Genomic DNA, 11,944 nt, shown 5'->3' on the forward strand with positions numbered 1-11,944 from the left:
GACGAATGAAAAAGCCCTGATTGAAAGATCAGGGCTTTTTCATTAATTGGAACAGCTCAGGGAAAGGTTCCCGAAAAGGTGCTTTCGAACTCAATTCCTTCTCCAGCCTCGTTTCTGATTTTTGCAGCCATTATCGTTCCGGTGAAAATGAGGACTGCTCCACCCTCGCCAACCTCAACGCGGACCTTCATTTCACCCGACATAGGGTTGCTATATTCGGATAGTCCTATGTGAAATGAAATACTATCAAACTTCATAAGTTCAAACGTGTGTTCCCCTGGAACCAGCCGACTTGGATAAGTCCAACTAGTGCCAACCCACCCGTCGTCGTAGCTTATCAACGCCTGAGAAGGCCACATAGTCACCGACGTAGTACTAAATGAGTACTTGTCACCTTCACCTTCATAATTGTATGTGAGGGTCGCATTGCCACGTTTTCCTTTAGCGCGAGCAAGATGGGCGTCTCTGGAAAAGCCAGGCTTTGTAACGTTCATTTGACAATCTCCTGTCCACAAGTGAATGGGCACCAGCTCTTGACCAGTGCCTGCTGCGCAAGTGAACAACTGCGAGACTATGCCGCCTACTGTCAGAGTTGACAGTTATCGCTAAAAACCGATCAGTGGTGACTAGTGCGCCATCCCCAATTCCCGCTTGACCAGCTTCGCCAACTTCACGCTATCAATCGGCTTGAGCAGAAAATCCACCACGCTCAGATGCATCGCATCAATCACATCCGGCGCTTCCGCGTCCCCCGACATGATGATGATCGGCAATGCCGCACGCGTTGACTCACGTACCCGGCGGATCAACTCAAGACCATTGCTCGGCGCCATGCGCAGGTCGGTGATCAGCAAACCGATAGAGCTGCTGGACCTCAACAGCTCCCATGCGCTCTCGCCACTGTCGGCGGTCATGCAGCGAATACCGTCCAGGCCCAGGATTTCCGCCAGCAGCTCACGCGCGTTTTTGTCGTCGTCCACGATCAATACGCGCTGGGGCGGTAAATCGGGCTCCAGCATCACGGCGCTCAGAGCCTCGCGCTCGGCATCATTCAAAATATCGTGGTCGGACATACGGTTCTCAGTAGTTCTTTTCAATCCTCCAGCACAGATGTCAGACATCGCCGGAAAGGCGATCAATGTGCACTTCGTCGGAAAGTTTGCCTAGTGGGCGTTTTACGGGGTTTGGACGATAGTCATGTAAGGTTTTTCCCTAGTCCTGCGCGGTTTTCATCGACCTAGACTTACGTCCAATGGGCACCCACCGCGCAGGAGTCGACCATGGAGGACGATAACGACAAAAAAATGCGGTCACTGTTATGAGTAAAGCTGATGCTTTCACCCAAGCGGGGAAAACTGCTGTGTTGCAGAACATTCACGGCACCCTGCAATTCCTGCAACGCTTTCCCCCGTTCAATCAGATGGAAAACGCCCACCTGGCATTTCTGGTGGAGCAGTGCCAATTACGCTTCTACGGCCCCGGTGAAAGTATCCTCACGCCCTCGGGCGGCCCGGTGGAGCACTTCTATATCGTCAAGCAGGGGCGGGTTGTCGGCGAGCGGCCAGACAGCACGCAAACCACGTTCGAAATCACCACCGGCGAGTGCTTCCCCCTTGCCGCGCTGCTGGGCGAACGCGCCACGCGCACCGAGCACAAGGCCGCCGAAGACACCTTTTGCCTGCAGCTGAACAAGCCGGCGTTTATCAAGCTGTTTGCCCTCTCCAGCCCCTTCCGCGACTTCGCCCTGCGCGGCGTCAGCAGCCTGCTGGACCAGGTCAACCAGCAGGTGCAGCAAAAGGCCGTGGAAACCCTCGGCACCCAATATTCACTGAATACCCGCCTGGGTGAATTGGCCATGCGCCACCCCGTCACCTGCAGCCCGCAAACGCCCCTGCGCGAAGCGGTGACGCTGATGCACGAGCAACAGGTGGGCAGCATTGTGATTGTCGACGAGCATAAGGCGCCGCTGGGGATTTTCACCCTGCGCGACCTGCGCCAGGTGGTGGCCGACGGCACCAGCGACTTCAGCCAGGGCATCGAAGGGCACATGACTCAGGCGCCCTTTTTCCTCACCCCGGACCACAGCGCCTTCGACGCCGCCATCGCCATGACCGAGCGGCATATCGCTCACGTGTGCCTGGTCAAAGACCGGCGCCTGTGCGGCGTGGTGTCCGAGCGCGACCTGTTTTCCCTGCAGCGCGTCGACCTGGTGCACCTGGCCCGCACCATCCGCAACGCGCCACGGGTGGAGAACCTGGTGGCGATGCGCGGCGAGATCGGCCAATTGGTGGAGCGCATGCTGGCCCATGGTGCGTCGTCCACGCAGATCACCCATATCATTACGCTGCTCAACGACCACACCGTATGCCGAGTGATCGAATTGACCCTGGCCGAAAAAGGCGACCCCGGCGTGCCGTTCAGCTGGTTGTGTTTCGGCAGCGAAGGTCGTCGCGAACAGACCCTGTACACCGACCAGGACAACGGCATCCTGTTCGAAGCCAAGGATGCGGTAAAAGCCGCCGAGATTCGCGTGCGCCTGCTGCCCCTGGCACAGCAGATCAACCAGAGCCTGGCGCTGTGCGGGTTCAGCCTGTGCAAGGGCAATATCATGGCCGGCAACCCCGAACTGTGCCTGTCGCGGGCTGAATGGGCGCGACGGTTTGCGGCGTTCATTCGCGAGGCCACGCCGGATAATCTGTTGGGTTCGAACATCTATTTTGACCTGCGAGTGGTCTGGGGCGACGAACAGGGTTGCGAGCAACTGCGCCAAGGCATCCTGGATCAGGTCGCGGATAACCGGCTGTTCCAACGCATGCTCGCCGAGAACGCCCTGCGCCAGCGCCCGCCGGTGGGACGCTTCCGCGAGTTTGTGCTGACGCGCCAAGGCGGCGACAAAGCCACCCTGGACCTCAAGGTGCAGGGTCTGACCCCGTTTGTGGACGGCGCACGCCTGCTCGCGCTGGCCAATGGTATCCACGCCACCAACACCCTGGAGCGCCTGCGCCAACTGGTGGTCAAGGAAGTCATCGAACCACTGGACGGCGCCGCCTATGAGGAGGCGTATCACTTTATCCAGCAAACCCGCATGCAACAGCACCAGTTGCAAACCCGCGAGAACCAGCCGTATTCCAACCGCGTCGACCCCGAGAGCCTGAACCATCTGGACCGCCGCATCCTGCGCGAATCCCTGCGCCAGGCCCAGCGCCTGCAAAGCAGCCTGACCCTGCGGTACCAACTGTGAGCCTGTTCGGCTGGCTGCGCGCGGCCAAACCCCGGTTGACCGCGGCGCAACAACGGCGCCTGGAACACTTGCCCAAACCTGTCGCGCTCGGTGACGGACCACTGCGCAACCAACGCTGGGTGGTGGTGGACCTGGAAACCAGCGGTCTGAATCTGAACCGCGACCTGGTCTTGTCCATCGGCGCGGTGGTGATCGAAGACGGCGCGGTGGATTTCTCCCAACTGTTCGAACGCACCCTGCAACGCACCGAGACAAAACTCAGCCCCAGCGTGCTGATCCACGGCCTGGGGCCCAGCGCCATCGCCGCCGGCAGCGACCCGGTCGAGGCGTTGCTGGACTTCATGGCGTTCGTCGGCGACAGCCCGTTGCTGGCCTTCCATGCTCCGTTCGACCAACACATGCTCGGGCGGGCGCTTAAGGACAGCCTGGGGTATCGCCTGGCCCACCCATTCCTCGATGTGGCCGACATCGCCCCGCTGCTGTGCCCCGAAGCGCCTATCCGCGAAGCCGGGCTGGATGACTGGATCAACCATTTCAAGCTGCAAGTGGGCGAACGCCATCACGCCAGCGCCGACGCCCTGGCCACCGCGGAGCTGATGCTGATCCTGTTCAGCCGCGCGCGCCAGCAGCAGATCGACACGCCTCAGAGGCTGCAAGAGCGTTTGAGCCAATGGAAACGGCGTAAACACGCGCCATCGTTTTAATGTCATCTCCCGACAGACGCCAATTGCGCCCGCCCCGCGCCCCTGACACAATCACGAATAATTCTCGTTAATTTAAACTTCTTGTTTATTCGGTGATGCCTTGTCGTCGGTCCAAACCCCACACAGTGAGCTGGTTGGCGCGTTGTATCGCGACCATCGTGGCTGGCTGTTGGCCTGGCTGCGCCGCAACGTGGCGTGCCCGAGCCGCGCCGAAGACCTGAGCCAGGACACCTTCGTACGCCTGCTGGGCCGTGACGAACTGCGCGCGCCCCGCGAGCCGCGGGCATTTCTGGTAGCGATCGCCAAAGGCTTGTTGTTCGACTACTTTCGGCGCGCAGCCCTGGAACAGGCCTACCTGAGCGAATTGATGCTGATCCCGGAAAGCGAACACCCCTCTCCGGAAGCACAGCAATTGATCCTCGAAGACCTCAAGGCCATCGACCGCCTGCTCGGCAAGTTATCGAGCAAGGCCCGCGCCGCCTTCCTCTATAACCGCCTCGACGGGCTGGGCCACGCCGAAATCGCCCAGCGCCTGGGTGTGTCGGTGCCGCGTGTGCGCCAGTACCTGGCCCAGGGCATTCGCCAGTGCTACATCGCGCTGTATGGCGAGCCGTCGTGAGCGTGATCAGCGCCAAGCCAGTGTCGGCACGCGTGCTGGATGCGGCGATTGCCTGGCAGTTGTCCCTCGACTCGGGGGACGGCAGCGCGGTGGAGCGCGAAGAGTTCGGCAAATGGCTGGCCAACGATGAAGAACACGCCCGCGCCTGGCGCCAGTTGGGCATGCTCGACCAGCGTTTCAGTGCCGCTTCGGGCCCGGCGCGAGCGGCGTTGTTGCAATCGCGCGAGGGCATTCGCCAGCGCGTGCGCAAGTTGGGCACGGGCCTGGCGAGTATCGCGCTGGTGTGCGGTTTGGCGCTGTTTGCCGGTGAACGCTACGTGCCGATCCACTATTGGCTGGCCGACCAGCGCACCGCCACTGGCGAGCAACGCACACTGACGCTGGCGGACGGCACGCGGATCGACCTCAACACTCACAGCGCCGTTGATGTGCGCTTCGATGAAAAACGCCGGCTGATCGTGTTGCAGGCCGGCGAAATCCTCGTCGAGACCGGTCACGGCGATGCGCGCCCGTTCTACGTGCAAACCCGCGACGGCCGCCTGCGAGCGCTGGGCACGCGCTTTATCGTCAAGCGCGAGGACGACGCCACGCGCTTGACCGTGCTGCAATCGGCGGTGGCGGCGCAGCCCGAGGCGCGGCACCAGGAACACATTTTCAAGGCAGGCCAGCAAGTGCTGATGCGCAGCGACGGCCTCGGCCCCGCGTTTGCCGTCACCCCCGCCACCGACGCCTGGACGCGCGGCATGCTGGTGGTCGACAACGCCCGCCTGGGCGATGTGGTGCAGGAACTCAGCCGCTACCGCACGGGTTACCTGGGTGTGGATAAAAGCGTGGCCGACCTGCGCATCACTGGCAGCTTCCCGCTGCACGACACCACCCTGGCGCTTAACGCCCTGCTGCCGACCCTGCCGGTGCAGATCGAACAGCACACGCCGTGGTGGGTGACGGTGATTGCCAAGCCTTAAGGTTCCAGGTGCTTGCTCGTTCCCACGCTCCGCGTGGGAATGCAGCACGGGACGCTCTGCGTCCAAAGCGTGACGCAGAGCGTCACAAGAGGCATTCCCACGCAGAGCGTGGGAACGATCAGATCTGGGGGTGGATCGCAACGTGGCCGACCTGCGCATCACTGGCAGCTTCCCGCTGCACGACACCACCCTGGCGCTTAACGCCCTGCTGCCGACCCTGCCGGTGCGGATCGAGCAGCACACGCCGTGGTGGGTGACGGTGATTGCCAAGCCTTAAGGTTCCAGGTGTTTGCTCGTTCCCACGCTCCGCGTGGGAATGCAGCACGGGACGCTCTGCGTCCAAAGCGTGACGCAGAGCGTCACAAGAGGCATTCCCACGCAGAGCGTGGGAACGATCAGAAACACACCACAAAAATATTTTCACCCCGCCCTATCACTTTTCAATTCTCGTTCGGCACCTAGGCAATTGAGAAATATTTCCATTCAGGAGCCGCCCATGTCCCGCCCGCTAGACACCTTGTTGCGCCCCAGCCTGTTAGCCGTGGCCATTGCCCTCAGCGCCCCGCTGGCCAGCCCCTTGCTGTTCGCCGCCGAACAAGCCTCCAGCGTGCGCGCCTATCACCTGCCGGCGGCGCCACTGGCGAGCACCCTGAACCAGATCGCCAGCCAGGCCGGCCTGGCGCTGACCCTCAACCCGACGCTGGCCTCGGGCAAGACCTCGGCACCGGTCCAGGGCCAGTTCGATGCGCAAGGCGCACTGCGTGAAGCCTTGCGTGGGACCGGGTTGCAGCTGGAACAGAGCAGCGCCGGGACGTTTACCTTGGTGGTGATTCCAGAGGGTGTGATGGCGCTGCCCGCGACCACTATCAGCGGCCAGGGCAGTGATGAAAGCGCCTGGGGCCCGGTCGATGGCTACCTGGCCAAACGCACCGCCGCCGGCACCAAGACCGACACCGCGCTGGTCGAAGCACCGCGCTCGATCTCCATCGCCACCCGCGAGCAGATGCAGGACCGCAACGTCCAGAACCTGGATGACGCGGTCAAGTACATGCCCGGCATCGTCTCCGCCAGCTACGGCAGCGACACCCGTTACGACTGGATGCGCGTACGCGGCTTCGAACCGACCCAATTCCTCGACGGCCTGCCACTGCCGCGCGGCGTATACGCCAACCCTAAAGCCGAAACCTGGAACCTGGACCGTCTCGCCCTGCTGCGCGGCCCGGCTTCGTCGGTGTACGGCCAGACCCCACCCGGCGGCCTGCTGGACATGGTCAGCCGCCGCCCCAGCTCTGAGTCGAGCAATGCCATTCAGGTGCAATACGGCAGTGACAACTATCGCCAGATCAACTTCGCCAGCACCGGCAAGATCGATGATGCAGGCCAGTTCCTCTATGGCCTCAACGGCGTGGTGCGCGATGCCGGCACCCAGGTCGACCACATCGACAACAAGCGCTACAACATTGCCCCGAGCCTGACCTGGAACATCGACCCTGAAACCCAGCTGACCTTCCTGTCGCAGTTCACCCGCGACGATACCGGTACCACCAGCCAGTTCCTGCCGATCCAGGGCAGCAAGATCAAGTCGCCGTTGGGCGAGGTGTCCCATCACAAGAACCTGGGCGACCCGGACTACGAATACTACGACCGCACCTACTACGCGCTGGGCTATGCCTTCGAGCACCGGTTCAACGATACGTGGCAGTTCAAGCAGAACCTGCGCTATACCAAGTCGGAGCTGTCGTTCCAGCAGTTGACCGTGGGCTCCTACGCGTTCTCCCCGGCAGATGCGGCGGGCAATATCAGCCGCTCGACCACCAACGTTGACGAGGACATCAGCCAGTTTGCGGTGGATAACAACTTCCAGGCTGACTTTGCTACCGGCGACATCACCCACACCTTGCTGCTGGGCCTGGATCATCAGCGCACCGATACGTCCTATCGGGCGATCTTCGGTATTGCGTCAGGTACCAACATCTTCAACCCGATCAACACCCGGCCGACCGTACGCCCGACCGACGTCACGCCTTTTTACGATTACAACCAGAAGACCGTCCAGACCGGTCTCTATGTGCAGGACCAGATGGCCCTGGATAACTGGCGCCTGACCCTGGGCGGCCGTGAAGACTGGGTTCACCAGGGCACCACCTACTTCAACAAGCAGGACGCGACCAACACCGACCGCAGCAAGAATTTCAGTGGCAACGCTGCGCTGAGCTATGTATTCGACTCCGGTTTTGTTCCGTACCTGTCCTATGCCGAGTCCTTCCAGCCAGCGAGCAACGCCAGTGTTGACCCTGTGCTGTCGTACAAACCCACCGAGGGCAAGCAGTGGGAACTGGGGGTCAAGTACCAGCCGCCCGGCTCCAACACTCTGCTGAGTGCAGCGGTCTATGACCTGACCCAGAAAAACGTGCTGGTGACCAGCTTCCAGGCGGGTGGCGTGTCCATCACCGACCAGACCGGCGAAGTGAAGGTCAAGGGCCTGGAGCTGGAGGCGATATCCGACGTCACCGAGAACCTCAAGGTGATCGCCGCTTATACCCTGGCCAAATCCGAGGTGCAAAAAGGCGATTTCAAAGGCAACCGCCTGCAACTGATGCCCAACCAGCAAGCCTCGCTGTGGACCGACTACACCTGGCACGCCGGCGTGCTCGACGGCTTCGGCATCGGCTTCGGCGCCCGCTACACCGGCAATACCTATGGCGACCAAGCCAACACCTGGTTGGGCAAGGCCAACGCCTACACCGTATTCGACGGCGCGCTGCACTACGACCTCGGCCGTCTGGACAACAGCCTCAAGGGCGCGTCGGTGAAGTTGAATGCCACCAACCTGTTCAACAAGGACTACCTGTCCACCTGCGACGGCTCCTACTGCTACTTCGGCGACCAACGCAGCGTCGTCGCCAGCGCCACCTACCAGTGGTAACCGGCTGAGTTAACAACCAGGCCGCCTCCCACGGGCGGCTTTGGTGTGTCTGAAGGCTAGAAAATGAAAAGCAAAACCATCCGCCGTTGGTCCTTTATCCACACCTGGACCAGCCTGATCTGCACGGTGTTCCTGCTGCTGCTCGCCCTCACCGGCCTGCCGCTGGTGTTTCACCATGAGATCGATCACCTGCTGGGCAACGCACCCACACTTGCGCAAATGCCCGCCGATACGCCGCAGCTCGACCTTGAGCAGCTTGTCGCCAAGGCGCAGGCCCATCGCCCCGGCGAAGCCATGCAATACCTGGCCTGGGACGAGGACGATAAGAACGGCGTGATCGCGATCATGGCCGCCACAGCCGGCACCGAGCCCAATTCGTCCCACACCTTCATGCTCGATGCGCGTACCGGCGATGCCATGCAGATGCCATCGGCCAATGGTGGCTTCACGCTGTTCCTGCTGCGCCTGCACGTGGACATGTTCGCCGGCCTGCCCGGCAAGCTGCTGCTGGCATTCATGGGTATTTTGTTCGTAGTGGCGATGATCTCCGGCACGGTGCTGTACCTGCCGTTCATGCGCCGCCTGAAGTTCGCCAGCGTACGCCAGCACCAATCCACGCGCCTGCGCTGGCTCGACCTGCATAACCTGATCGGCGTGGTCACCCTGACCTGGGCGCTGGTGGTGGGCGTGACCGGCGTAATCAGCGCCTGTGCCGACCTGATCATCGCCGCCTGGCGCCAGGACAGCCTCAGCGCCATGATCGAACCCTACCGGAACGCTCCACCCCTGACCCGCCGCGCACCAGCCTCCGACTTGCTGACCATCGCCGCCAAGGCCGCCCCCGGCATGCAGCCGGACTTTATCGCCTTCCCCGGCACGCGCTTCTCCAGCGAGCACCATTACGCCGTGTTCATGAAAGGCAGCAGCCACCTGACCTCGCACCTGCTCACACCGGTATTGATCGACGCCAGCACCCTGGCTGTTACTGCCATCGCCAAACGGCCTTGGTACATGGACGCCATGGGCATGTCGCAGCCGTTGCACTTCGGGGACTACGGCGGCATGCCGATGAAAATCCTCTGGGCCGTCATGGATGTGCTGACCCTCATTGTGCTCGGCAGTGGGGTTTACCTGTGGATCGTGCGGCGCAAGGCGGGCAAGGCATGAAGCGGCGCCAGTCGAATTTCTGGAAAGTGTTTGGCATCCCGCTGGGGATTGGCCTGCTCAGTGCCGCCGGGTTGTTCGCGGCGTTGCTGGGGGATGGGCGGTGGGATTGGCTCGGTTGGGTCGGTTTGGGCATTCCCGCCGTCATTGGCACTTGGGGCTTGCTCAAGCGGTGAGATAGATTAGCGCTGCCCCTTTTTGAGGAATGCCCATGTCCGCTCCCAGCATGACCTTGTTCCACAATCCAGCATCACCGTTCGTTCGCAAAGTCCGCGTGCTGCTGATCGAGACCGGCCAGCAGGACCGCGTGGCCCTGCACACCTGCGTGCCGACCCCTGTGACGCCCGACGCCCAGGTGGTGCAAGGCAACCCCGTGGGCAAGATCCCGGCCCTGCGCCTGGCCGATGGCAGCGTGCTGCATGACAGCCGGGTGATCCTCGATTACTTCGACCACCAGCACGTCGGCCACCCGCTGATCCCCCGTGACGGCTCGGCGCGCTGGCGGCGCCTGACCCTGGCCTCGATGGCCGACGGCATCATGGATGCCGCCGTGCTGGTGCGTTACGAAACCGCCCTGCGCCCGGTGGAGAAACACTGGGCCCCGTGGCTCGACGAACAGCGCAACAAAATCAAGCGCACCCTCGCGGAGTTGGAGGAGGATGCCATCGCAGAGCTGGCCAGCCACTTCGACATCGCCGCCATCAGCGTGGCCTGCGCCTTGGGCTACCTGGACTTCCGCCATCCGGACATGCACTGGCGGCTGGACAACCCCAGGCTTGCCGCCTGGTACGCCGAGGTCAGCCAGCGGCCTTCGATGCAGCAGACCCAGCCGCCGGCCTGACATTCACTCCCACATTGGACGGTGGTGGTATTGAGGAAGGTGGCGATCTTTGCAGCTAACTGCGCCCCCACTTGCTGATCCTCGCGCAACCCGATCATTGCACCGCCTCCAGATCGAACGCCAACGGCTGCGCCCCTTTGCGCTGGCCCACTCCGTACCAATCCAGTTTGCGTGTCAGCACCATCACCGTACCCAACAGGCCGAACAGCAACAGAGAGCCCATCAGCAACGCATAATCCTCGGCGCTCAACAGCCCGTACAACAGGCCATACAGCGCTGCCAACCCTGCCGAAAACCCCAGGCCATGGGCCACGCTGCGCAGCACATGGCACACGTAGAAACCAATCAGCAACACACAGGCACTCGCCGAGATCAGGTAAGCCAAGGCAAAGCCCAGATGCTCGGACAACGACAACAGCAACAGGTAGAAAAACGCCAGGGCCACCCCCACCAGTGCATATTGAATCGGGTGCACCGCCAGGCCCTTGAGTACTTCGAACAGGAAGAAACCGGCAAATGTCAGGGCGATAAACAGCAGCGCGTATTTGATCGCCCGGTCGCTCTTGAGGTACTGGTCCACCGGGTCGATAAAGTTCACGCCAAAGCTGCGGTTGTTGAAGTCATCACAGCCTTGCGCGTCCAGGCAGGTTTGCAGGGCTTGTTCGAGGTTGGTAGAGAAGAATGAGGTCTGCCAGCTGGCCGTAAACCCCTTGTCGTTGATCTCTCGTTGTGTTGGCAGGAAGTTGCCGATAAAGCTGGGGTGCGGCCAGTTGGAGGCCAGTGACACTTGGCTGGTCTTGCCCACCGGCACCACTTGCAGTTGCTCGGTACCTTGCAGGCGCAGGTCGAAGGCGAAGTCCAGCACGGCCGGTTTTTTGCTGTCTTGCTCGGGCAGCGTCACGTGTACGCCCTCTCCCAGCCAATCCACTTGGGAACCCGGCGAGAACTCCAGGCGCTGGTTGCCAAGCTCAAGGGTCAGTGAGTTTTCAATACCGCGAATATCGCTGATGCCCACTGCCAGAAATGCCGGTTCAAAGCGGTAGTCGGAAAAGTCCTCGGTGATCCCCAATTGCGCGGGCAGCTCGAAACGCCCTGTGATGCGGTTATCGGCATGAAACAGCCGCGCCTGGTAAATGCCCCGTGCGCGCAGTTCGGTTTGCACCTTGCCATCGAGTTCAAAACGGTCCGGCAGGAAGTACAGGCGACCGCGTTCTTCACGCGTGACCTCATAGCGTTTGTTGAGCTTTTCATTGAGCTTCCACTCACGCACGGTCTTGCGATAAGGCACCACCATCACCGGCCCGGTGAGGCGCTGGGCAAAGCTTGCGCTGCGCGCGATATCCATCAGTACGCCGTCGCGCAGTTGCTGGCGGTCGCCGATGATGCCATTGATCATCAGCAACGGAATCAGCAACAGCAGGATCAGCAGCGCAATCGCGCCAAGTTTGAAAAGCAGGCTGCGGTTCATGGGTCTCTCCCTGGTT

The 11,944-nt window shown here is 61.6% G+C and carries 12 protein-coding genes; 9 read left to right on the forward strand and 3 right to left on the reverse strand.

The features are described 5' to 3' along the window. Positions 1-56: 56 nt before the first annotated feature. Complete coding sequence (locus AB4O05_RS02160) at positions 57-494, reverse strand: hypothetical protein (RefSeq protein WP_460133488.1); 438 nt, start codon at positions 492-494, stop codon at positions 57-59. Positions 495-626: 132 nt separating this feature from the next. After that, entirely contained in the window at positions 627-1,073 is a 447-nt protein-coding gene (locus AB4O05_RS02165; RefSeq protein WP_460133487.1) for a response regulator, read from the reverse strand. Positions 1,074-1,318: 245 nt separating this feature from the next. On the opposite strand from AB4O05_RS02165, the gene AB4O05_RS02170 reads away from it, so the two are divergent. The 9 genes from AB4O05_RS02170 (at position 1,319) to AB4O05_RS02210 (ending at position 10,460) form a co-directional block, all read left to right on the forward strand. Next, positions 1,319-3,241, forward strand: a complete 1,923-nt coding sequence (locus tag AB4O05_RS02170; protein ID WP_460133486.1) for a putative nucleotidyltransferase substrate binding domain-containing protein — start codon at positions 1,319-1,321, stop codon at positions 3,239-3,241. Further along, positions 3,238-3,945, forward strand: a complete 708-nt coding sequence (locus AB4O05_RS02175; protein WP_460133483.1) for a 3'-5' exonuclease — start codon at positions 3,238-3,240, stop codon at positions 3,943-3,945. Before AB4O05_RS02170 ends, AB4O05_RS02175 begins: the two co-directional genes overlap by 4 nt. A gap of 100 nt (positions 3,946-4,045) precedes the next feature. Continuing rightward, entirely contained in the window at positions 4,046-4,564 is a 519-nt protein-coding gene (locus AB4O05_RS02180) for an RNA polymerase sigma factor (protein ID WP_460133481.1), read from the forward strand. Then, positions 4,561-5,529: a FecR domain-containing protein gene (locus tag AB4O05_RS02185; RefSeq protein WP_460133480.1), complete on the forward strand. Its 969-nt coding sequence runs from the start codon at positions 4,561-4,563 to the stop codon at positions 5,527-5,529. Before AB4O05_RS02180 ends, AB4O05_RS02185 begins: the two co-directional genes overlap by 4 nt. A gap of 130 nt (positions 5,530-5,659) precedes the next feature. Beyond that, the gene (locus AB4O05_RS02190; protein WP_460164828.1) at positions 5,660-5,806 is read left to right on the forward strand and encodes a hypothetical protein; all 147 of its coding nucleotides are present in this window, start codon (positions 5,660-5,662) and stop codon (positions 5,804-5,806) included. Between the two features lie 219 nt (positions 5,807-6,025). Further along, entirely contained in the window at positions 6,026-8,455 is a 2,430-nt protein-coding gene (locus tag AB4O05_RS02195; RefSeq protein ID WP_460133478.1) for a TonB-dependent siderophore receptor, read from the forward strand. 63 nt (positions 8,456-8,518) lie between these two features. Next, positions 8,519-9,622 (forward strand): PepSY-associated TM helix domain-containing protein, encoded by a 1,104-nt coding sequence (locus AB4O05_RS02200; RefSeq protein WP_460133476.1) that lies wholly within the window; start codon positions 8,519-8,521, stop codon positions 9,620-9,622. Next, positions 9,619-9,795, forward strand: a complete 177-nt coding sequence (locus tag AB4O05_RS02205) for a hypothetical protein (protein WP_460133474.1) — start codon at positions 9,619-9,621, stop codon at positions 9,793-9,795. The genes AB4O05_RS02200 and AB4O05_RS02205 overlap by 4 nt, the downstream gene beginning before the upstream one ends. 35 nt (positions 9,796-9,830) lie before the next feature. Next, positions 9,831-10,460 carry a glutathione S-transferase family protein gene (locus AB4O05_RS02210; protein ID WP_460133472.1) on the forward strand — a complete coding sequence of 210 codons (630 nt, stop codon included), beginning with the start codon at positions 9,831-9,833 and terminating at the stop codon, positions 10,458-10,460. 94 nt (positions 10,461-10,554) lie between these two features. On the opposite strand, the gene creD is transcribed toward AB4O05_RS02210, so the two are convergent. Next, complete coding sequence (gene creD / locus AB4O05_RS02215) at positions 10,555-11,928, reverse strand: cell envelope integrity protein CreD (protein ID WP_460133470.1); 1,374 nt, start codon at positions 11,926-11,928, stop codon at positions 10,555-10,557. Positions 11,929-11,944: the final 16 nt, after the last annotated feature.

The sequence above is a fragment of the Pseudomonas sp. S1_G07 genome (assembly GCF_054668565.1).

Bases quoted from the DNA above. Each gene is read 5' to 3' on its own strand.
- AB4O05_RS02160 (WP_460133488.1), bottom strand. From the start codon at position 494: ATGAACGTTACAAAGCCTGGCTTTTCCAGAGACGCCCATCTTGCTCGC.
- AB4O05_RS02165 (WP_460133487.1), bottom strand. From the start codon at position 1,073: ATGTCCGACCACGATATTTTGAATGATGCCGAGCGCGAGGCTCTGAGC.
- AB4O05_RS02170 (WP_460133486.1), top strand. From the start codon at position 1,319: ATGAGTAAAGCTGATGCTTTCACCCAAGCGGGGAAAACTGCTGTGTTG.
- AB4O05_RS02195 (WP_460133478.1), top strand. From the start codon at position 6,026: ATGTCCCGCCCGCTAGACACCTTGTTGCGCCCCAGCCTGTTAGCCGTG.
- AB4O05_RS02200 (WP_460133476.1), top strand. From the start codon at position 8,519: ATGAAAAGCAAAACCATCCGCCGTTGGTCCTTTATCCACACCTGGACC.
- AB4O05_RS02205 (WP_460133474.1), top strand. From the start codon at position 9,619: ATGAAGCGGCGCCAGTCGAATTTCTGGAAAGTGTTTGGCATCCCGCTG.
- AB4O05_RS02210 (WP_460133472.1), top strand. From the start codon at position 9,831: ATGTCCGCTCCCAGCATGACCTTGTTCCACAATCCAGCATCACCGTTC.
- creD (WP_460133470.1), bottom strand. From the start codon at position 11,928: ATGAACCGCAGCCTGCTTTTCAAACTTGGCGCGATTGCGCTGCTGATC.